The 19,869-nt window shown below is 68.9% G+C and carries 25 protein-coding genes; 11 read left to right on the forward strand and 14 right to left on the reverse strand.

From position 1 onward, the window contains the following. The first annotated feature begins 19 nt into the window (after positions 1-19). Together ACQPYH_RS33280 and ACQPYH_RS33285 are read left to right on the forward strand one after the other, a co-directional pair. On the forward strand, positions 20-1,036 hold the full coding sequence (locus tag ACQPYH_RS33280; protein WP_432879536.1) for a LacI family DNA-binding transcriptional regulator: 1,017 nt from the start codon (positions 20-22) through the stop codon (positions 1,034-1,036). 39 nt (positions 1,037-1,075) lie between these two features. Next, on the forward strand, positions 1,076-2,239 hold the full coding sequence (locus ACQPYH_RS33285; protein WP_432879539.1) for a glycoside hydrolase 5 family protein: 1,164 nt from the start codon (positions 1,076-1,078) through the stop codon (positions 2,237-2,239). Here ACQPYH_RS33285 and ACQPYH_RS33290 read toward each other — a convergent pair. Both ACQPYH_RS33290 and ACQPYH_RS33295 read right to left on the reverse strand, forming a co-directional pair. Further along, the gene (locus ACQPYH_RS33290) at positions 2,236-3,393 is read right to left on the reverse strand and encodes a serine hydrolase domain-containing protein (protein ID WP_432879543.1); all 1,158 of its coding nucleotides are present in this window, start codon (positions 3,391-3,393) and stop codon (positions 2,236-2,238) included. The two genes, ACQPYH_RS33285 and ACQPYH_RS33290, sit on opposite strands and share 4 nt — an antisense overlap. Positions 3,394-3,456: 63 nt before the next feature. Beyond that, positions 3,457-4,170, reverse strand: a complete 714-nt coding sequence (locus ACQPYH_RS33295; protein ID WP_432879546.1) for a TetR/AcrR family transcriptional regulator — start codon at positions 4,168-4,170, stop codon at positions 3,457-3,459. Positions 4,171-4,332: 162 nt separating this feature from the next. On the opposite strand from ACQPYH_RS33295, the gene ACQPYH_RS33300 reads away from it, so the two are divergent. Further along, the gene (locus ACQPYH_RS33300; protein ID WP_432879548.1) at positions 4,333-4,758 is read left to right on the forward strand and encodes a hypothetical protein; all 426 of its coding nucleotides are present in this window, start codon (positions 4,333-4,335) and stop codon (positions 4,756-4,758) included. Next, a complete protein-coding gene (locus ACQPYH_RS33305) occupies positions 4,755-5,489 on the forward strand; it encodes an ABC transporter ATP-binding protein (protein ID WP_432879550.1) in 735 nt (244 codons plus the stop codon). The genes ACQPYH_RS33300 and ACQPYH_RS33305 overlap by 4 nt, the downstream gene beginning before the upstream one ends. 189 nt (positions 5,490-5,678) lie before the next feature. Here the strand turns inward: ACQPYH_RS33305 and ACQPYH_RS33310 are convergent, their stop codons facing one another. Beyond that, positions 5,679-6,155 carry a hypothetical protein gene (locus tag ACQPYH_RS33310; RefSeq protein ID WP_432879553.1) on the reverse strand — a complete coding sequence of 159 codons (477 nt, stop codon included), beginning with the start codon at positions 6,153-6,155 and terminating at the stop codon, positions 5,679-5,681. A gap of 256 nt (positions 6,156-6,411) precedes the next feature. On the opposite strand from ACQPYH_RS33310, the gene ACQPYH_RS33315 reads away from it, so the two are divergent. Further along, positions 6,412-8,307, forward strand: a complete 1,896-nt coding sequence (locus tag ACQPYH_RS33315; RefSeq protein ID WP_432879556.1) for an FtsX-like permease family protein — start codon at positions 6,412-6,414, stop codon at positions 8,305-8,307. Here the strand turns inward: ACQPYH_RS33315 and ACQPYH_RS33320 are convergent. After that, complete coding sequence (locus tag ACQPYH_RS33320; RefSeq protein ID WP_432879559.1) at positions 8,293-8,787, reverse strand: SseB family protein; 495 nt, start codon at positions 8,785-8,787, stop codon at positions 8,293-8,295. The genes ACQPYH_RS33315 and ACQPYH_RS33320 overlap by 15 nt on opposite strands. A 281-nt stretch (positions 8,788-9,068) precedes the next feature. Here ACQPYH_RS33320 and ACQPYH_RS33325 point away from each other — a divergent pair, with 281 nt between their 5' ends. Together ACQPYH_RS33325 and ACQPYH_RS33330 are read left to right on the forward strand one after the other, a co-directional pair. After that, positions 9,069-9,566 (forward strand): hypothetical protein, encoded by a 498-nt coding sequence (locus ACQPYH_RS33325; protein ID WP_432879562.1) that lies wholly within the window; start codon positions 9,069-9,071, stop codon positions 9,564-9,566. Further along, positions 9,553-10,224 carry a uridine kinase family protein gene (locus tag ACQPYH_RS33330; protein ID WP_432879564.1) on the forward strand — a complete coding sequence of 224 codons (672 nt, stop codon included), beginning with the start codon at positions 9,553-9,555 and terminating at the stop codon, positions 10,222-10,224. Before ACQPYH_RS33325 ends, ACQPYH_RS33330 begins: the two co-directional genes overlap by 14 nt. Positions 10,225-10,262: 38 nt before the next feature. Here ACQPYH_RS33330 and ACQPYH_RS33335 read toward each other — a convergent pair whose 3' ends face one another. Genes ACQPYH_RS33335 through ACQPYH_RS33345 form a run of 3 tightly spaced genes read right to left on the reverse strand, consistent with a single transcriptional unit; the run spans position 10,263 to position 12,267 of the window. Next, positions 10,263-10,703: an oxidoreductase gene (locus ACQPYH_RS33335; protein WP_432879567.1), complete on the reverse strand. Its 441-nt coding sequence runs from the start codon at positions 10,701-10,703 to the stop codon at positions 10,263-10,265. 5 nt (positions 10,704-10,708) lie between these two features. After that, a complete protein-coding gene (locus tag ACQPYH_RS33340) occupies positions 10,709-11,929 on the reverse strand; it encodes an RNA polymerase sigma factor (protein WP_432879570.1) in 1,221 nt (406 codons plus the stop codon). A gap of 2 nt (positions 11,930-11,931) precedes the next feature. Continuing rightward, positions 11,932-12,267 (reverse strand): YciI family protein, encoded by a 336-nt coding sequence (locus ACQPYH_RS33345; RefSeq protein WP_432894544.1) that lies wholly within the window; start codon positions 12,265-12,267, stop codon positions 11,932-11,934. An 89-nt stretch (positions 12,268-12,356) separates the two neighbouring features. Here ACQPYH_RS33345 and ACQPYH_RS33350 point away from each other — a divergent pair, with 89 nt between their 5' ends. Further along, on the forward strand, positions 12,357-13,241 hold the full coding sequence (locus ACQPYH_RS33350) for an aldose 1-epimerase family protein (protein WP_432879572.1): 885 nt from the start codon (positions 12,357-12,359) through the stop codon (positions 13,239-13,241). Here ACQPYH_RS33350 and ACQPYH_RS33355 read toward each other — a convergent pair. The 3 genes from ACQPYH_RS33355 to ACQPYH_RS33365 form a co-directional block, all read right to left on the reverse strand. After that, positions 13,219-13,677: a PH domain-containing protein gene (locus tag ACQPYH_RS33355; protein ID WP_432879577.1), complete on the reverse strand. Its 459-nt coding sequence runs from the start codon at positions 13,675-13,677 to the stop codon at positions 13,219-13,221. The two genes, ACQPYH_RS33350 and ACQPYH_RS33355, sit on opposite strands and share 23 nt — an antisense overlap. A gap of 1 nt (position 13,678) precedes the next feature. Next, a complete protein-coding gene (hisG, locus tag ACQPYH_RS33360; RefSeq protein WP_432879579.1) occupies positions 13,679-14,527 on the reverse strand; it encodes an ATP phosphoribosyltransferase in 849 nt (282 codons plus the stop codon). A gap of 67 nt (positions 14,528-14,594) precedes the next feature. Next, on the reverse strand, positions 14,595-14,858 hold the full coding sequence (locus ACQPYH_RS33365) for a phosphoribosyl-ATP diphosphatase (protein WP_134109136.1): 264 nt from the start codon (positions 14,856-14,858) through the stop codon (positions 14,595-14,597). Positions 14,859-14,950: 92 nt separating this feature from the next. Between ACQPYH_RS33365 and ACQPYH_RS33370 the strand changes: the two genes are divergently transcribed. Continuing rightward, positions 14,951-15,355, forward strand: coding sequence for a VOC family protein (locus tag ACQPYH_RS33370; protein WP_432879581.1), 405 nt, complete (start codon positions 14,951-14,953; stop codon positions 15,353-15,355). Here the strand turns inward: ACQPYH_RS33370 and ACQPYH_RS33375 are convergent. Continuing rightward, positions 15,332-16,021: an MBL fold metallo-hydrolase gene (locus ACQPYH_RS33375; RefSeq protein WP_432879583.1), complete on the reverse strand. Its 690-nt coding sequence runs from the start codon at positions 16,019-16,021 to the stop codon at positions 15,332-15,334. The two genes, ACQPYH_RS33370 and ACQPYH_RS33375, sit on opposite strands and share 24 nt — an antisense overlap. 18 nt (positions 16,022-16,039) lie before the next feature. Here ACQPYH_RS33375 and ACQPYH_RS33380 point away from each other — a divergent pair, with 18 nt between their 5' ends. Beyond that, positions 16,040-17,206, forward strand: a complete 1,167-nt coding sequence (locus tag ACQPYH_RS33380; protein WP_432879585.1) for a P1 family peptidase — start codon at positions 16,040-16,042, stop codon at positions 17,204-17,206. Here the strand turns inward: ACQPYH_RS33380 and ACQPYH_RS33385 are convergent. Together ACQPYH_RS33385 and ACQPYH_RS33390 are read right to left on the reverse strand one after the other, a co-directional pair. Beyond that, a complete protein-coding gene (locus ACQPYH_RS33385) occupies positions 17,187-17,681 on the reverse strand; it encodes an anthrone oxygenase family protein (RefSeq protein WP_432879588.1) in 495 nt (164 codons plus the stop codon). The genes ACQPYH_RS33380 and ACQPYH_RS33385 overlap by 20 nt on opposite strands. Beyond that, positions 17,681-18,319, reverse strand: a complete 639-nt coding sequence (locus ACQPYH_RS33390) for an NAD(P)-dependent oxidoreductase (protein ID WP_432879590.1) — start codon at positions 18,317-18,319, stop codon at positions 17,681-17,683. Before ACQPYH_RS33390 ends, ACQPYH_RS33385 begins: the two co-directional genes overlap by 1 nt. A gap of 64 nt (positions 18,320-18,383) precedes the next feature. Between ACQPYH_RS33390 and ACQPYH_RS33395 the strand changes: the two genes are divergently transcribed. Continuing rightward, positions 18,384-18,866, forward strand: a complete 483-nt coding sequence (locus ACQPYH_RS33395) for a MarR family transcriptional regulator (RefSeq protein WP_432879593.1) — start codon at positions 18,384-18,386, stop codon at positions 18,864-18,866. Here the strand turns inward: ACQPYH_RS33395 and ACQPYH_RS33400 are convergent. Further along, complete coding sequence (locus ACQPYH_RS33400; protein WP_432879595.1) at positions 18,857-19,822, reverse strand: helix-turn-helix transcriptional regulator; 966 nt, start codon at positions 19,820-19,822, stop codon at positions 18,857-18,859. The genes ACQPYH_RS33395 and ACQPYH_RS33400 overlap by 10 nt on opposite strands. Positions 19,823-19,869 lie beyond the last annotated feature (47 nt).

Raw genomic sequence — 19,869 nt, forward strand, 5'->3', positions numbered from 1 at the left:
CCCTCGAAGGGAGGAACACGTGGCCAGACCGACGATCGCGGATATTGCGACCAAGGCGGGGGTGTCGAAGGGCGCTGTGTCGTTCGCGCTGAACGGGCGGCCGGGTGTCAGCGACGCGACCCGCGAGCGGATCCTGAAGATCGCCGAGCAGATGAGCTGGCGGCCGCACAGCGCGGCGCGGGCGCTCGGGGCATCGCGGGTGGACTCGGTCGGCATGGTGATCGCGCGGCCGGCCCGGACGCTGGGGGTCGAGCCGTTCTTCGCGCACCTGCTGTCCGGCGTACAGTCCGGCCTGTCCGCGGAGTCGATCTCGCTGCAGCTGCTGATCGTCGAGGACACCGCGGCCGAGATCGAGGTGTACCGGCGCTGGGCCTCGGAGCACCGCGTCGACGGTGTCATCCTGGTCGACCTGACGGTCAAGGACCCGCGGGTCGACGAGCTCAAGGCGCTCGAGCTGCCCGCCGTCGTGATCGGCGGCCGGGGCGGGAAGGGCGCGCTCGCGTCGGTCTGGGCGGACGACCGCGACGCGATGCTGTCGATCGTGGAATACCTGGCCGCGCTCGGCCATCGCCGGATCGCCCACGTCGCCGGTACGCCGAACTTCCAGCACACGCAGCGCCGGATCCGGGCCGTCCGCGACGCGGCCCCGCGCCTGGGCCTGGTGGATGCCCCGTCGTTGACCACGGACTTCAGCGACGCGGAGGGCGCCGCGATCACGCGCAAGCTGCTGTCCCAGTCGGAGCGGCCGACCGCGATCGTCTACGACAGCGACGTGATGGCAGTCGCCGGGCTCGGCGTCGCGATGGAGATGGGCGTCTCGGTCCCCGGCGATCTGTCGATCGTCGCGTTCGACGACTCGATCCTCACCCAGCTCATGCACCCCGCTCTCACGGCCCTGTCCCGCGATACGTTCGAGTTCGGTCGCCAGGCCGCGGAGGTGCTCCTCGAGATCATCGCCGACCCCGCCCAGGTGATCAACCGCCGTACCGCCGACCCGGTCCTCACGGTCCGCGAGTCCACCGCTCCCCCGCGCTAATGTTGCTCTCGCGCCCTAAACCGATTTAGCATCCTCGGCATGCCTTCGGTTCCCCGGTTCGGTGCCAACTACGTCCCCTCCAGCGGCTGGTTCTACAGCTGGCTGGACTACGACGGCGCCGCTGTACGCCGGGACTTCGCCGACCTGGCCGCGATCGGGCTGGACCATGTGCGCGTCTTCCCGGTCTGGCCGTGGATCCAGCCGAACCGGGCGATCATCCGCCGGCGCGCGATCGCCGACCTGCTCGACACGATCGACGCCGCCGCGGAGCACGGGCTGAACGTCGCGGTCGACCTGATCCAGGGGCACCTGTCCAGCTTCGACTTCCTCCCGTCGTGGGTGCTGACCTGGCACAAGAGCAGCCTGTTCGAGGATCCGACGGTCCGCGACGGCCTCACGGCGTACGTCGACGCCGTGGCGCGTGCGGTGGCGACGAAGCCGAACGTCTTCGCGATCACGCTCGGGAACGAGGTCAACAACCTCTGGCCGGACAGCTCGACCACTCCGGCCGCATCGACCGCCTGGGCGCAGGATCTGCTGACCACGCTGAAGAAGGCCGCGCCGGACGTGCTCGCTCTGCACTCTGTGTTCGACGACGCCTGGTACAAGGCCGACCACCCGTTCCACCCCGTTGATGCCGTGGAGCTGGGTGACCTGAGCACTGTCCACTCGTGGGTTTTCAACGGGGTCTCACGAGTGGACGGTCCCCTCGGACCGGCCACGCTCACCCACGCCGACTACCTGGTCGAGCTGGCTCACGCGACGGCGCTCGACCCGGCGCGGCCCGTCTGGCTGCAGGAGATCGGCGTACCCGGGCCTGATATCCCCACGGACCTGCAGGCCGAGTTCACCCGCCGTACCGTCGAGACCGTGCTGCCGAACCCGGCTCTGTACGGCGTGACGTGGTGGTCGTCGCACGACATCGACCGGAGCCTGCTCGACTTCCCGGACCGCGAGTACGATCTGGGCCTCTTCACCGTCGACCACGAACGCAAGCCTGCCGCCCAAGCGCTTGCGGAGGTGATCGCCGACGTGCGGGCGAACGGCGTACCGTCCGTGCCGGCCGCCACCACCCTGACCGCGCCGGTCAACCTCCGCACCGAGCCTTCGCGCCGGCCGGAAGTTGCCCCCGGCAGCGAATTCCACCTGCGGTGGGTCGAGGCCCGCGCGGCCGGCCCGGTGCGGATCGTCCTACCTACCTAGCTCGTGAGGACCTGGCGCAGTTCCTGGTTGACGTTGGCTCCGGGAGTCGGGTCGTAGTTGCCCAGGTGTACGGCGGTCCAGCCGCGGCTCGGGTACCACTCGGCGCTCGTGCTCACGCCCGGCGCGCCGCCGAGGTGCCCGGTGATCAGCGCACCGTTGATGATCGCGCTGTCCGCGCCGTACCCGACGAAGTTGATGACCTCCGGCAGTCCGGGTTTCGCGGGCAGCGTCGGCATCGCGAACTTCGGGGTGACGAACACGTCGCGCCAGGTCGGGCTCAGCAGCGTGCCGTCGTTCAGTGCCTTCACGAAGCGCACCAGGTCAGGCGCGGTCGCGAACGCATTGCCGGCCGGGCTGCCGATGACGCCGAACATGTCCCCGTCGAGAGCGTCGTACCGCTTGCCTGATTCGTCGGTGGGATACGGGTGTGCGAAGCGGCGGTCGGTCCGCCACTGGGACAGCAGGGTGAAGTCGGCCGAGGTCATGCCGGCCGGTCGGAAGACGTGCTTGCGGATGTAGTCGTAGTACGACTCTCCCGAGATCTTCTCGACGATGCTGCCGAGGACGTGGAAGCCGGAGTTGCTGTACTTGCTCGCGGTGCCCGGCGCGAAGGCGAGCGACTCGGTGCGGATGAAGCGCAGAGTGCCGTCCATCATCTGGCGGGGCGTGGTCCAGGTGGACGATTCCTCGAAGTACCCCGCGAGCTGCATGTAGTCGCCGAGGCCGGACGTGTGGGTGAGGAGGTTGTGGATCGTGACCTTGTCCGCGACGTCCGCCTTGAATCCGCTGAGGTACTTGCCGATCGTGTCGGCGAGACTCAGCGAGCCACGTTGGGCGAGCTGGGCGATCGCGGTCGCGGTGAACATCTTCGTCACCGAGGCCAGGCAGTACCTCGTGTCCGCCCGGTTGCGGACGCCGTTCTTCTTGTCTGCAAAGCCGATCGAGCGCGACAGCACAGTGCGACCGTCGCGGATCACCAGCACCGTGCCGGAGAAGCGGTCCTCGGCGGCGAGCTGATCGAGGTACTTGTCGAGTTCGCCGCGGGGAGTCCCGGTGTCGGCCGCAGCGGGAAGGGCCCAACTGCCTCCGACGACGGCCGGCGCGACGGCCAGGCCGGTTCGCCCCAGGAACGAACGCCTGCTGTGGATTGCCAAGGGAGTTCTCCTCACGTGATCGATGACCACTGAGATCCAACTCGCCTGGCTGTTTCCCCGGCGTTACCGCTTGGCGATCAGTACGTCGATGCCGTCGAGGATGCGCGCCAGCCCGAAGTCGAGGTCGTCGTCCAGGCCGTCCTCGTACTCCTCGTTGAGGTACACCGACGTCAGCGTCGGGTAGCCGCCCTCGATCAGCCGCGGCACCAGGAACCGCCCGACCTGCTCCGCCTGCACCGGTGCGTCAGCGCTCGAGCCGAGCTGCCGAGCCAGGCTCGCGTAGTTCCGCACATATCCGCTGAGCAGCAGCAGACAGCCGAGGTTGTCGTGCTGGCTGAGCCCGGTCTCGGACAGAGCCGTGAGCATCGCCTCGACCCAGCGCAACTGGTTCGGCGTCACCGGGGCGCCGCGGATCGGCACGTCGAGCAGCCACGGCCGCTCGGCGTACAGCTTGACCTGGGCGTTCACCCAGGCGATCGCTGCGGGGCGCCAGCCGGAGGGCAGCTCGGGCGGCAGGCCGACCGCCTTGTCGTTCACCAGCACGATCAGCTCTTCTTTGGACCGGACGTAGCGGTACATCGCGTTCGTGGTGACGCCGAGGTGCGCCGCGATCCGCTGCAGCGAGATCGCCTCGAACCCGTCCCGGTCGCCGAACTCGATGCCGGTCGCGACGATCTGCTCGATCGACAGTGCCGGCTTCGGCCCGCGCCGCTGCACCGGCAGCACACCCCAGGACAGGGCGAGCCCCGGCGGCAGCTCCCCGCGGTCCTCGGTCATGTCTCCCATCCTGACGTACGACGGCCGTGGAGCGGGCCGATCGCAGTGAAGAGGGCGGAAGAGGGGTGCTAGCACCACCTCGGAACGGGTCCTGAGCACCGGGCGGACGAAACTGTTCAACCCCTACACTTTTTCACATCGACCTCCTGAAAGGAACCCACCATGTACACGCTGCTCGAACCCCTCCTGACGCCCGACCAGATCAAGCTGACCGACGCCGACCGCCGCGCCGCGGTCGCCAAGCTCGACAGCGCCGTACGGCAGGCCATCGTCACTCCGTCGCAGGCAAGCGATCGGCAGCTGCAGTTGCTGACGGCGCAGACCCGCGGCGAGCTCCGCAGGATCATGACGGGCGTCGCCGACGCGGCCCCGCCTCGCGGGCTGACGACGGCGCTGCGTGCATTCACCGGCGTGTGGCTGGTGACCTGCGTGGTGCAGTTCGTGATCTGGGTGGCGCTCGCGATGTTCGGTCACTTCGACGGACCGTGGTGGCTCTGGTCGGACCTTGGTCTCGGCGCGGTCGTCGCGATCCTCTGGTGGACGAACGAGTCCTACCACCGCAAGTCCGACGTACTGGTCGCGCCGTGACTGTGCAGCTGACCTACGTTCGCAAGGTGTACGGCACCGGACCCGGCGCTGTCGAGGCGCTGGCCGGTGTCACCTACGGCTTCCAGGCCGGGACGTTCACCGCGGTGATGGGACCGTCCGGCTCCGGCAAGAGCACGTTGTTGCATTGTGCGGCCGGGCTCGACGTACCGACCTCTGGTGATGTTTCGCTGGTCGGGAAGTCGCTTCGCGGTCTGGATGAGACTGCGCTGACGGAGCTGCGGCGCGAGTCGGTTGCGTTTGTGTTCCAGTCGTTCAATCTGATGCCGGCGCTGACGGTGCGGCAGAACGTCGTACTGCCGCTGACGCTGGCTGGGAAGTCGCCGGACGACGCGTGGGTGACCGAGGTCATCCGGCGGGTCGGGCTCGATGCGCGGATGAAGCACCGGCCGAGTGAGTTGTCCGGCGGTCAGCAGCAGCGGGTCGCGATCGCGCGGGCGCTGGCCGGACGTACTGCGGTCACGTTCGCGGATGAGCCGACCGGGGCGCTCGATACGACCACTGCGCTCGAGGTGCTGACGCTGCTTCGCGATCAGTCCCGCGAGCTCGGTCAGACGACCGTGATGGTCACTCATGATCCGGTCGCGGCGTCGTACGCCGATCGCGTGGTCTTCCTCGTCGACGGCCGGATCGTCACCGAGACCGCCCACCCCACCGCCGAGACCGTCGCCGCGGAACTCGCCCAGCTGAGCCTCTCACCCAGGGAGAGCTGACATGCTCCGCCTCGCCGCCACCACCCTGCGCTACCGCACCGCCGCCTTCCTCGCGATCTTCGTCGCCGTCCTCCTCGGCGGCGCCCTCCTAGCCGCCGCCGCCGGCGGCCTCCTAGAAACCGGCCTCCGCCTCAACGCCCCACCCCAACGCCTCGCCGCCGCCCCCATAGTCGTAGCAGGCGACCCCGCCTACCATCCCCCCAACGGCAGCGGCTCCGCCCCCTTCCCAGAACGCCACCGCGTCGACGCGGCGCTGGTCGGAAAGCTCGCGAGTACGCCGGGAGTCGCCAAGGCGATCGCCGACAGGTCGTTCCCGGCGGTAGTTATCGGCGCCGCGAGCTCCCCCGGGCCGCGCCCGGGCGGCACGACCAGCCCGTCCGCAGGCGGCGGAGGCAGCACAGGCACTACGAGCAGCTCCTCCGGAGCAGGAACGAGCAGCACAGCCGGCACCCCTGGCCCGGGCCCGGGCACGAATGGCTCACCCGCCGCAGGCGCGGGTGCTGGAGGCACGAGCAGCTCCCCAGGCCCTGGCGTCGGCAACTCCTCCGCACCAGGCGCGGGCAACACGAGCGGCTTGCCCGCAGCCGGCGCGGCCAGCGCGCGCAGCACGAACGGCACCTCTGCGACAGGCGCGGCCAGCGCAGGCGGCTCCTTCGGAGCAGGCACGGGCAGCTCCCCCGGAGCAGGTTCGGCTGGTGTGGCGGCTCGTGGGCTTGCTGGGCATGGGTGGAGTTCGGCGGGGTTGGCGCCGTATCGGTTGGTTGGTGGGCGAGGGCCGCGGGTGGGTGAGGTTGTGCTTGATCAGCGGTTGGTTGGGGCGGCTGTGCTTGGGGATCGGGTGGGTGTGGTTGTGGGGGGTGAGTCGCGGAGGTTTGTGTTGGCTGGGGTTGCGGTGGCTCAGGGGCAGGTTGATGTGCCGGGGGTGTTCTTTGCGGATGCGGATGTGCCTGCTGGGGTGGATGCGATCGGCGTGTTTCCGGCGGATGGTACGTCGGTGCGGGAGTTGGCCAAGCGGCTTGAGTTGCCGCAAGGGGTGAAGGCGTACACGGGCGACGACCGGGGTGTTGCGGAGTTTCAAGGGATTGCTACGAGTCTGCCTTTGATCATCATGTCCGGCGTCTTCGGTGGGATGGTGGCTGTGGTGATGGCGCTCGTGGTGTCGGCGACGATCGGGTTGTCGGTGCGGCAGCGGCGTCGTGAGCTGGCGTTGCTGCGGGCAAGCGGTGCGACACCGCGACAGGTCGGCAAGATGGTGATCGCCGAGACGATGGTGGTCGGCGTACTCGGGCTCGTCCTCGGCCTCCTCTGCGGCCGCCTCGCCGGCAACTGGATCTTCGGCCTGCTCGCCGACGGCGGGATCGTGCCTCCTCAGCTCCGGTACGACCAGGGCCCGCTCCCCTTCGCCGGCGCAGCCATTCTCACGTTCGCAGTACTGCGCATCACCGTCGGATTCGCCGCCGGCCGCGCCGCCCGGATCCGCCCGATCCAGGCCCTCGCGGAGGCCGCCGTACCGAATGTCGCACTCAGCCGCATCCGCGTGATCATCGGCCTGATCTTCGCCGGCGCCACCGTGGCGATCGCACTGTCCACCCCGTTCATGGGTCCGACCAACGCTGCCGCGATCGGCGGCCCGGCAGGTCTGACCGGTTCGATCGCAGTCGCAATCCTTGCCCCGCTTGTGATCCAGCGAGCCCTCGTCCCCCGCATCACCCGATTCGTCGAGAAGCGCGGTACGAGCGGAGTCCTCGCGGTCATCAACCTCCGCGTCCGCGCGGTGCAGTTCGGCGCGATCCTGATCCCCATCACGATCGCCACAGCGATTGCCCTAGGCAACATCTACTCGCAGACCACGCAGCAGAAGGCGGCCGTCGAAGCCTTCACCAGCAACCTGGCCGGCGACGTCGTCATCACCGGCGGCATCCCCGCCTCCCTCACCAAGGCCGCCAGCGAACTCCCCGGCGTCACCACATCGTCCGAACTCGTCCGCAGCAAAGGCTGGATCGAGGAGCCGTACGACGCATCCCACACCAGCGACGCCTGGCCGCTCCTCGGCCTCAGCGGCCCTATCTACAAAGACAAAGTCACCAAGGGCTCACTCAACGACCTGACCGGCAACACGATCGCATTGCCTCCAGGTAGGGCGAAGAAGCTCAAGGTCGACGTCGGCTCGGAGATCGGACTGCGTCTGGGCGACGACGCACTCGTCAAGGTCAAGGTGGTCGCCCTCGCCGAGGGCCCGTCCGGCTACCAATCCCTCCTGCTCCCCGCACAACTCCTTGCCGCCCACACCACAACCGGCCTGCCGAGCCAACTGGTCCTTAAGACCACCGACAAGCTCCAGCTGGACCTCTCGAAATGGCCCGGTACGTCGATCGGCGGCCGCGAACTGCTCGCCGACGGACTGGACACCGGCCTCGGCGTCGACGCCTGGATCGGATACCTACTAGCCGCGATCGCAGTCGCCTACACGGCGATCGCCTCGGTCAACACGATCGCAGTCGCTGTCCTCGACCGCCGCCGCGAGTTCGGCCTTCAGCGCCTGACCGGATCGACCCGCCGGGAAGTCTCGCGCATGCTCGGCCTCGAAGGTCTACTCATCGCCGCACTCGGGCTGGTGAGCGGTCTGATCACCGCGGCGTTCACCGTGCTCCCGATCGCGATGGCAACCCGAGGTTGGCCGATCCCGTCCGGTCCGGTCTGGGTCCTGATCGCGTGGGTCGCGGTAGTCCTCCTGCTGGTACTCCCGACCACGGCGATCACCGGCCGCATCGCGATGCGCGCCAGGCCGATGGACGCGCTCAGCTCACCCGTCGGCTGATTCGATCCACCCGTAGCCGCCGTCTTCCAGGCGAACCACCTCGAGGCCGGCGGCCAACCGGCGTACGTCGTCGGTCTCGATCACGCCCGCAGCCGGACCGGCGATGTCCAGCACGATCGCGGCCGCGCCTTCCTGGATCGCCGCGGTCGCGACCAGCTGCGCCTGGGCCGGCATCGGCCGCGCGTCCGGGCTCCACCGGGCCAGGCTCTCGGTGCCGGTGAATGCCAGCAGCGCGTTCCGCCCGTCCTGTCCCTGGAGCAGCGCGACGGCCATGTCCGAGGTCTTGTCGTGCGCCAGCCCGTTCTCGTCGTACTCGACCTCGCCGAGCATCGCCACCACGGGCACCAGCAGCCGCGCCTTGGTCAACGCAGCTAGCACCGCGCCGTCGTCACCCTGCGCAAGCGCGGCCGCGAGCGCGGGATCCGCCGTACCGTCGTCGTTGTCGAACCCGGTAAAGGCCAGCCGCCGCTCTGGTTGCATGCCAGCATTCTCGCCGGACCCGGACCGCCGCCACTCACCAACCCCACCCCACCGGCCTCCGACACGCTCGGCGCACCGGGCGCAGGGGGTGCGCCGGAGGTTGGTGAGTGGGGGAGGTCCGGATCTCCAGGCCATCACAATCTGCGCTGGGCGGCCGGTCCACGCTCAGGCCGGGTCGGAAGTGGAGATTGTGATGGCCTGGGGATCCGGAGGTCTCTTTCAGGGGTACGTCAGGGCACTTCCCCCCTTGGTTCCGGCGGGGACTGTGCGAGCCTGGGTATGTGCCTGATTTCAACGATTTGACGCTGCTGCCGTTCTGCGTAGGCCTCACGCTGCTCGGTCTGATCGGCTCGTGGTTCGCCTGGCGGCGACGCGGGGTGGCGGCCGGCACGCGCGGTGTGGCCTGGTCACTGCTACCGGTCTCGCTGTACCTGACCGGTCTGCTGGAGCTGGTCTGGGACGTGGTCCGCTCGACGGTGAGCTGGATCACGCACCTGATCTTCTCGCCGACAGTCTGGTCCGGGGTCGCGCTGTTCGGCGTATCGGTGGTGCTCTACGTCGTCTCGGGTGTGGCCCGGGGCCGCGGCGGGAACCAGAAGGCCGAGAAGAAACCCGCCTCGCCCGCGGGAGAGCTGACCGCGACGGGCCCGGCGCCCGCCTCGGCCACCATGTCTAATACGGCCAAAGCTGCCAAGCCGTCAAAGGGGAAGGCGAAGCAGCAGGATTCGTCGGAGTTCGACGAGATCGAGGACATTCTGAAGCGCCATGGAATCAACTGATAAAGCCGCTGACCACGGCTCGCCCCTGACCATCGACTCGCTGCTCGACAACGTCCAGGCCGGCTCGCCTCAACTGGGCCGGACCCGGCTGGTCGGCATCGACGGCCCCGCCGGATCCGGCAAGACCACCGTCGCCGCCCACCTCCAGGCCCGGGCCGAGGCCCGCGACCTGAACACCTACGTCATTCACATGGACGACCTGTACGACGGCTGGACCGGAGCCGAGCGTGGATTCGGTCTGCTCCGCGACCACGTGCTGCAACGGCTGGCCGACGGCCGAGAGGGCCGCTACCGCCGCTACGACTGGTACGTCGGCGCGTACGCCGAGCTGCACGTCGTACCGAACACTGTGGACCTACTCATCGTCGAAGGCGTCACCGCCTGCGACCGGGATGCGGCCCACTGGCAATCGCTGCGGCTCTGGGTCGAGACGTCGAACGAGGTCCGCCTGGAGCGCGGCATCGAACGCGACGGCGAGGCCCTCCGCGACCACTGGCTCGAGTGGATGCGCTGGGAGCGCGACCATTTCGCCGAGCAGGCCACTCGCTCGCGCGCCCACGTGATCGTCGACGGCGACCCGACCATCCCGTTCGACCCCGCAGTGGAGCTCGTCACGAAGTCGGTGGCGCTACCTCCGCACGACTCAGCGGCTTCGTAGCGCTGATCAGCTGCGGGCGAGTCTCGAGAGGCTGTCCGTCACGTCTGCAGGCCGTCCCAGGACCAGCGCGGGATCGTCAGATCGTCGGCGATGTCGGCGGTGTTGTGCCGGTACATCGGGGTGAACGTCGCCCAGGCGAAGTAATCGTGCAGGACCTGACGTAGACGAGGATCGGTCAGCCCGGCGTCGGTCATCGCCTCGTCGAAGCGCTCGATCGCGAGCCGGTTCATCTCGTCGTGCTCGCCGTTCCCGCTGTGCCGCCGCTCGACGTACGCCTCGTCGCCGTACACCCCGGTGTAGCCCTCCGGCCCGCCGAGCGCCTCGGCCCAGTACGCCGCCAGCCGCTCGATGTGATCTGGCTCGACCTCACCGTGGAATGCATGGCTGACGACCTCGTCGGCCATCACCCGCTCGTGCCACGCCCGCGCCAGCCGGAGCATGCCTTCGGACCCACCCGCCGCTTCGTAAACGGTCTCCATGACGCTCAAGTCTGCTCCATCGACGCAAGCCGGTCACGTGCATGTGCCCGCTCCGGCTCGGACCCGGCCAGTCGGAGAGCGCGCTCGTACGCCGCGGTTGCCTCAGGCAAACGTCCGAGACGGTGCAGCAGATCGGCGCGAGCGAGAGCGAACGGGTGGTAGTCGCGCAGCCGGGGCTCGTCGGCCAGCTCGTCGAGGAGCGCGAGGCCGGCCTCGGCGCCGTCGCGCATCGCGATCGCCGCGGCCCGGTTGAGAGCGACCACCGGCGACGGGTCGAGCTCCAGCAGTACGTCGTACAGCGCGACGATCTGCGCCCAATCGGTGGCGGCGAAGTCGGCCGCCTCATCGTGCAGCGCGGCAATCGCGGCCTGCACGGCGTACGGTCCGGCTCCGCGTGTGAGCGCGGATACGACCAGGTCGCGGCCCTCGGCGATCAGCTCGTGGTCCCACCGCGCGCGGTCCTGGTCCTCGAGCAGGATCAGCGAGCCGTCCGGCCCCGTGCGGGCGTCGCGGCGGGCGTGGACGAGCAGCATCAGGGCGAGCAGACCGGTCACCTCGCGCTCGGACGGGAGCAGCCGGTGCAGGATCCGGGCCAGCCGGATCGCTTCCTCGGCGAGGTCGAGCCGCTGCAGATACGGTCCCGAGCTCGCGGCGTACCCCTCGGTGAACACCGAGTAGACGATCTGCAGTACGCCGGGCAGCCGCTCCGGCAACTCGTCCGGATCGGGGACGCGGAACGGGATCCGCGCATCGCGGATCTTCTGCTTCGCCCGCACGATCCGTTTCGCCATCGTCGCGGTCGGCACCAGGAACGCCCGCGCGACCTCCGGCGTGGTCAGACCGGCCAGACAGCGCAGCGTCAGCGCACCGCGATCCTCGGCCGCGAGCGCGGGGTGAGCGCAGGTGAAGAACAGCTGCAACCGCTCATCCGGCAGCTCGCCCCCGGTCGCTTGCGGCGCGGCCCGGTCCATGTCGACCTGCAGTACGGCGAGCTTCGCGGCGTACACCTGATCGCGCCGGAGCCGGTCGACCGCCTTTCGCCGGGCGGTTGTCATCAGCCAACCGCCCGGATTCGGCGGTACGCCGTCGACCGGCCAGCGCACCAGCGCCGCCTCGATCGCCTCCGACGTGACTTCCTCGGCCAGGTCGAGGTCCCCGAACCGCCGGGCGAGCGCGGCCAGCAGCCGGCCGCGCTCCTCCCGGAAGACCGCCTCGACCTGGTCCATGCTCAGAACTCCGCGACCGGGCGAACCACGACGGATCCGCCGGCCCGCGACCCCGGGCACTTCGCGGCCCAGTCGAGCGCGACATCCAGATCCGGTACGTCGATCACGTAGAACCCGCCCAGCACCTCACGGGTCTCCGCGAACGGCCCGTCGGTCACGGTCCGCTTGCCGTCGTTAGCGACCTGAACGCGGGTCGCGGTGACCAGATCGGCAAGCGACTCGGAGGCGACAACCACCCCGGAGTCGGTGATCTCCTTGTCGAACCGCATCCAGTCCTCCGGCTCACATCCGACCGGCGCGTTCGCCGTGTCGAGCTCCCCGGCGTTGATCAGCAGCATGTACTTCACGTCGTACCTCCTGTGAGCGTGTTTACAGCATGACCACGAACGGGTTCGCCCTCGATGGACAGGTCAGTCAGGATTGGACCATGAATGTTTTGCCATCGGGTGAGCAGTGGGTCCTCCGCGGCGGCGGGTACGAGGCGACGGTGGTGAGCGTCGGCGGCGGGCTGCGCGGGCTCACGTACGACGGGCGCCCGGTCCTGCTCGGGTACGGCGAGGACGAGGCGGCGCATGCGGGGATCGGCCAGCACCTGTTCCCGTGGCCGAACCGCATCACCGACGGGAAGTACACGTTCGAGGGCGTCGCGCAGCAGCTGTACCTGACCGAGCCCGCCCGCTCGAACGCCATCCACGGCCTGACCCGCTGGGCCAACTGGCTCCGGGTGGACGACGGCTCAGACCCAGCGGCCCTGGTAGTCGGCCACCGCCTCCACGGCCAGCCCGGCTACCCGCACCAGCTGGACCTCCGCCTCGACTACCGCCTGACCGACCACCTGACCGTCACCGCCACTGCAACCAACATTGGCGCGACCGCGGCGCCCTACGGCTACGGAGCACATCCGTATCTCTCCGTCGGACGTCCCATTGACGAATGCGTACTCGAGTTCACTGCCGCCAACCGCGTGGAGGTCTCCGCGGACCGCATGCAGCCGGTTGGACTCACACCGGTCGCCGGCTCGGAGTACGACTTCAACGGTGGACGGGTCATCGGGGCAACCTCGATCGACAACGCGTTCACGGGGTTGGACGGCACCTGGACGGTCTCGTTGACCGATCCCGACACCGGCGCGAGGTCAGCGCTGACCAGCGACACACCCTGGATGCAGCTGTTCACCGGCGAGGCGGTCGGGCGTACGGCGCTGGCGGTCGAGCCGATGACCTGTCCGCCGGACGCGTTCGTCACCGGTCAGGACCTGGTCGTCCTGAAGCCCGGTGAGTCGCACACGACTAGTTTTTCGGTGGCCGTTTAGCGCCGGCGCCGTGGTCGCGAGCCACCGCCGCGAGCTCCTTCGCGGCGCGGCTCGCCCGGGCGCCCTCCGCGGCCTGGACCGCGAGGATGCCGATCCGGTTGCCGTCGGCATCGAACAGCTGCAGCCACGCGTCACCCGGCCGGAACCGCAGCCCGCTGATCTCCGACCAGGTCAGCGTGTACGTCTTGAACACGTTCCGGATCCGCAGTCCGTCCTCGTACGCCGTCACGCGCAGCGTCGTCATCCGGTACAGGATCCAGAAGATCGCGCCGAAGAACGCGATCAGCGTGAGCCGCTGGAACCAGCTGAACGAGTCCTTGGCGTCGGCCGGCAGCCGGATCCAGATCACCACGAACACGGCCAGCAGCGACAGGCCCATCACGCCCGCCATCAGCGCGAGAATCCGCGGATGGAACGTGAAGAGCTTGTCGCTCATGTCAGATCCGGCAGGCGTGGATGTCTGTGGTGAGGATGGCACGGGCGCCCACCTCCCACAGTTGGTCCATCAGGCGCTGCGCCTCGGCGCGCTGGACCATCACCCGGACGGCGACCCAGCCCTGCTTGTGCAGCGGGGAGATCGTCGGCGACTCCAGGCCAGGCGCGACCGCGGTCGCCGCGTCGACGTCCTCGGCGCGGATGTCGTAGTCCATCATCACGTAATTCCGCGCGATCAGGACACCTTCGAGGCGGCGTACCAGCTGGTGCATGCCGTTCGGGGTGATCTCGACGCCGTGGCGCTTGATCAGCACGGCCTCGGACTTCAGGATCGGCTCGCCGAACACCTCGAGGCCGGCCTGGCGCAGCGTCGTACCGGTCTCCACCACATCGGCGATCACGTCGGCGACACCGAGCTGTACGGCCGATTCGACCGCGCCGTCCAGGCGGACGACGGACGCGTCGACGCCGTTCTCGGCCAGGTGGTCCTGGAGCACCCCGGCGTACGACGTGGCGATGCGCTTGCCGGCCAGGTCCTTCACGGAGTCCGCGACCCCGGGCCGCCCGGCGAACCGGAAGGTCGACGAGCCGAACCCGAGGCCCATGATCACGTCGGCGTCGGCGTGGGAGTCGAGCACGAGGTCACGGCCGGAGATGCCGACGTCGAGGGTGCCCTCCCCGACGTACACCGCGATGTCCCGCGGGCGGAGGTAATAGAACTCGACCTCGTTGGCCGAGTCGGTGAGCGTGAGGTCCTTGGTGCTCCGACGCTGCTTGTAGCCGGCCTCGACGAGCATCTCGGTGGCGGCTTCGCTCAGCGAGCCCTTGTTCGGTACCGCGACGCGCAGCATGGCGACTGCCCTTTCTGGGGTATGAACCGTTGCGGATGTGAACCGGTGATCTGTGGGAGGGGGGCTCCTACAGATGTCGGTACACGTCCTCGAGGTCCAGGCCGAGGGCATGCATCATCACCTGAGCGTGGTAGAAGAGCTGTGACAGCTCCTCCGCGGCCCGCTCCTTGCCCTCGTACTCCGCTGCCATCCATGACTCGGCGGCCTCTTCGACCAGCTTCTTGCCGATCGCGTGCACGCCGGCATCCAGCGCCGCCACGGTCCCGGAACCCTCCGGCCGCGTCGCCGCCTTCTCACCCAGCTCGGCAAACAGCTCCTCAAAACTCTTCATCGCCCGCCCAGCCTACGGGGCGGACCGACGAGTTCCATCCGCAGGTCCGCCGATCGGACCGGTCCCGGCGTGGCGTGTGGGTTACTGGACACATGGACGGATTCGCACAGATCTCCGTGATGCTCGCTGTCGAAGACGCGCCGGCCGCCGCGTCCTGGTACGCCGAGGCGCTGGGCGCGGTCGAGCTCTGGAACCTCGGCAGCGTGATCGGGCTGAGCGTGAACGGCGCTCCGGTGTTCCTCGGGGAGCCCGGGAACAACATCTGGAAGACGCCCGCAGAGACCGGCGCTCCGACGGTCCGGGTCGAGATGTTCGTGGACGATCCGGACGGTTTCGTCCAGCGTGCTGTCGAGGCCGGCGCGGACGGGAGCTTCGACCCGGTCCGCGATCACGAGGTGCCCTGGGGGACGCATCGGCAGGGGTCGTTCCTGGACCCGTTCGGGCATTTGTGGTTCGTCGGCGACAGGTCTCCGCTAGGACCCGGCGAGCGCGGCTGATCTCGTCCGGGGCGCTGAGTGCGCGTCGACGTACCAGTCGTGCTGCTCGGACAGGAACTGCTTGACCATCGCGTAGTCGATCGTGTCGTCGGGCCTGCGGAGGTGGTACGGCGGCGGGTAGAACGCGTCGCCGAGGAGCGCGACACCATCGACGACCGCGATCAGGGAGTCCGGTGCGTGATTGCCGCCCACGTGACGGAGTACGACGCCTGTTGGCAGCGTGAGGGTGTCGTCGAAGGTTTGGTCGGGGAGGACGATTCGGAAGTCATTCCAGTCGGGTACGGCTAGCGCGCGGGCACGGAAGCTGGGGCCGAGTTTGGGGTTGGCCTCGACCTGATCGTGGAGGTAGCGGTGGCTCCACGGTTTGGCCGCTTCGGCTTTGAGCAGGTCGGTGGCCGTTGTGTGGGCCACGACCGTGACGTCGTGCCAGGCGGAGGCGCCCCAGGTGTGGTCCCAGTGGTGGTGCGTGTAGACGAGCCACTTCGGCGCGGGCAGTCCGGCAGTTGCGATTGCTGCTTGGATCGTTCGGGCATGGTCCGGGCTGTTGCCGGCGTCGACGACGACGGATCCGGCTTCGTCGGCGATGACGGCGACCGACGGGCGGATCGCGTCGGAGTCGGGGTCGAGTGGAGAGAGCCAGACCCGGCCGGCGAGGTGCTCGAGCATGTGGCCGACGATAGCCGTATGCAGAATCCCCGGAGAGTCCGCGACCTCGGCGTCGTCGTCGGCACCCTGCCCACCGGTCCGCTCAACGCGATCACCGACGTACCCGGGGTCCGCGTCGGCCAGACCACGCTCACCGGCGACGGCCTGAACACCGGCGTCACCGCGATCGTCCCCGACGGGTACGCCGAGACGCTTCCGGCAGCTGTTGCTGTTGGCAACGGGTACGGCAAGCTCATCGGGACGACCCAGGTCGACGAGCTCGGCGTGATCGAGACCCCGATCCTGCTCACCGGCACCCTGAGCACGTTCCGCGTCGCCGACGCCCTGGTCACCTGGCTCCTGGACCGCAACCCTCGCGCCACGAGCCTGAACCCGATCGTCGGCGAAACCAACGACGCCTACCTGTCCGACATCCGCCGCCGCCCCATCACCCCCGAACACGTCCACGCCGCCCTGGACTCAGCCAGCTCCACCCTCCCCCTCGAAGGCTGCGCAGGCGCCGGCACCGGCACCACAGCACTCGGCTTCAAAGCCGGCATCGGTACGTCGTCCCGCACCCTCGCCCCAGGCGCCACCCCGTCCCCATCCCCTGCCCCCGCCTCGCCCACGCCCGCCCCGCCCGCCTCGCCCGCTTCCCCATCGCCCGCTTCCGCCCCGCCCGCTTCCGCCCCGCCCGCTTCCGCCCCGCCCGCTTCCGCCCCGCCCGCTTCCGCCCCGCCCGCTTCCGCCTCTGTACCCGGCGAGCGCGCCGGCGCAGCCGGCGCGCTCGCCGGGTACACGGTTGGCGTTCTGGTACAGGCGAACTTCTCTGGGTTGCTGACTGTGCTGGGCCGACCGGTCCCCGCAACACCCGTCGACGCGGACGGGAACAGCTGCATGATCGTGGTGGCTACGGATCTGCCGCTTGATGCCCGGCAGTTGGGGCGGCTGGCGCGGCGGGCGGTGTTTGCGATGGGGCGGGTTGGCTCCGACTTTGCACCCGGCAGCGGCGACTACGCGATCGCCTTCACCACCAACCGCACGCCGGGGTACGCCGACGGCGACCTCCGCGGCCCGTTCCAAGCGGTCACCGAGTCAGTAGAGGAAGCCCTCCTCAACTCCCTCACCATGGCCCAAACCACCACCGGCCACCGCGACCACACAGCCCACGCCGTATCCCACAACCTCATCCGCGACCTGACATAGCCATCCGCCGGCCGCGATCCCGCACGGTCGCGGTGATCTGGCTTGCTGTGATCAGTACGCCGAAGGCGAGTACGGCGGCGACTGTGCGGATCAGGTGTGCGACCTGCCATCGATCGCGGACGCTCGCCCAGTCGGACGGTGGGTTCTGCACCGACCACGCGGACTGGTGGGAGTTGATCGGCAGGTTGATGGCGAAGGTCGTCGCGAACACGACCACCAGCAACGCGATCGCCACCAGCACGATCCGCCGATCATTGCCCCGGGCCCGGATCGCCAGTAGCACGGTGGTGATCATTGCCGGGATCAACGTTGCCGAGGCCAACTTGTCCAGCGAGTCCAGCTCCACCAGCCGGGTCTGCGTGTAGACCGCCGCATCGAACCCGCGCAACGAGTTCTCGAGCACCAACACGCACACCAGAAATCCAGCGAACACCCCGCTGAACAGCAAGCTCGCCGACCGCACGAAGCGCGTCATCAGTACGACACCCCGACCGGCTGATCGATCGTCTCGGGGTCGTCGAGCACCGCGAGCATCAAGTGCGCGACGTCGGCCCGCGAGACGAAGTACCCCTTGGTGACCGTGCCGCCGACGACCGTGCGGTAGTGACCGGTGAGCGCCTTGTTGTTGAGCTTCGGCGGGCGCACGATCGTCCATTCCGTGGTGCTGCTCATGATCGCCGCCTCCATCAATCGCAGGTCCGCGTACACATCGGCCGCGAACGCGTTGATCATCGGGTACACCACCCGGCGATTCAGGAAGCTCTCGTCGTCGGGGATCGGTCCGAGCGGGGCGGCGCTGACCGCGACGAACCGCCGCACCCCGGCCGCTTCCATTGCCGTCAGCATCGATCGGGTACTCCGGGACGCGACCGGCCCGTCCTTGCGTCCGCGGGCGCCCACGCCGGACACGACCGCCGTACTCCCGTCGAGCGCCTCGCGTAGTGGGTCCGCGTCATCGAGACCCGCCACCCGGACCACCTCGAGGGACGGATGCTCCACCTCGAACGCCGACGACTTCCGCACCACCGCGGTCACCTTGTGCCCCGCATCGAGCGCCTGCCGTACGACGTGACCGCCGATCCCACCCGTCGCGCCGAACACCGTGATCCTCATCCCGCGTCTCCTTGCGCTATCGTGAATCTGATCTGTAACTCATATAGTACGGGAATCATAATATATGGAACAGACAGAACCGAGTGACGCACGCCACCACCGGCGTACCGGGAACGAGATCAAGGCCGCGCTCCGCGACCTGCGGATCCAGCTCGCCCTGCTGAACCACCAGGTCGGCGGCAAGCTGGCGCTGAAGGACGTCGACCTGGACTGCCTCGACGTGCTCGCCCGCAGCGGACCGCTCACGCCGAGCGCCCTCGCCCGGCAGGCAGGCCTGCACCCGGCCACGCTGACCGGCATCCTCGACCGGCTCGAGAAGGCCGGCTGGATCGCCCGGGATCGCGCGCGGGCGGACCGCCGCAGCGTCACGATCCGCGTGCTGCCGGATCGCGGGATGGAGGTGTTCCGGCTGTACCAGCCGATGATCGGCGCGATGGACGACGTACTGGCGGAGTACAGCGAGCCGGAGCTTGCTCTGATCGCTGATTTCCTGCGCCGCAGTACCGAGGCCGGTCAGCGGGCCAACGGGGAGTTGGCTCAGGAGTAGAGGTCGTGGAGCGCGCGGCCGAGGTCGGCGAGTTCGGTTCGCAGTTCCGCGGGCTCGAGCACCTCCACTGCGGCGCCGAACCTGCTCAGTGAGGCTGCCGCGTTGGCGACCGACTCGATCGGAATAGTCACCACGACACTCCCGTCCGGCTCCGGTTCGGCGGCCGCCACCGCCTTGACCAGGCTCGGGAACGACACGTCGTACATCCTCGCGGCCAGGCGCGCGGAGACTCGTACGACGGCCTGATCGGTGTACCGGACGCGGTCGAAGCCTTCGAGGTGGTCCTGCCAGAACTGGGTCAGGTTGAAGTCCGGGTCGCGCTCGAAACTGTCCTCGGTCGGCGTCAGCTCGAGGATGTTGGAGACGCGGTACGTGCGGAGGCCTCGGGGCGTCGCGGCAACGACGTACCAACTGCCGTTCTTCAGGACGAGGCCGTGCGGCTCGAGGAGACGCTCGACCTCGCGCGGTGCTTCCCAGCGTCGGTAAAGGACTTTGACGCGGCGGTCGTGGAGGACCGCGTCGGCGATGGCCGAAAGATGCGGCGAGTCCTCGGCATCCTGGTACCAGGCGGGCAGGTCGAGGTGGAAGCGGTTCTTGAGCCGGCCGGCGCGGTCGCGCTGATCGGGCGCGAGGGCAGCGAGGAGTTTGAGCTCGGCCGCGCTGGTCTCCGCGGTGAGCCCGAGCGCTGCGGCCGCGCCCGGCATACCGACCAGGAACAGTGCGGCCGCTTCTTGCTCGGTCAGTCCGGTCAGCTTGGTGCGGTATCCCTCGACGAGTCGATAACCGCCGGCGCGCCCCTGATCGGCGTACACCGGAACGCCGGCCGCCGCGAGCGCCTCGACGTCGCGGTAGATCGTGCGGAGCGACACCTCGAGCTCATCGGCGAGCTCACGCGCGGTCAACTGCCGGCGCGTCTGCAGCAACAGGAGGATCGACAACAGCCGGCTCGAACGCATGCTGTTCAGGTTAATACTTATCGCTGCCATCGGTTGTCAGGTATTCG

Origin of the sequence: Kribbella sp. CA-245084 (assembly GCF_050942355.1) — a bacterium.
Taxonomy (GTDB): domain Bacteria; phylum Actinomycetota; class Actinomycetes; order Propionibacteriales; family Kribbellaceae; genus Kribbella.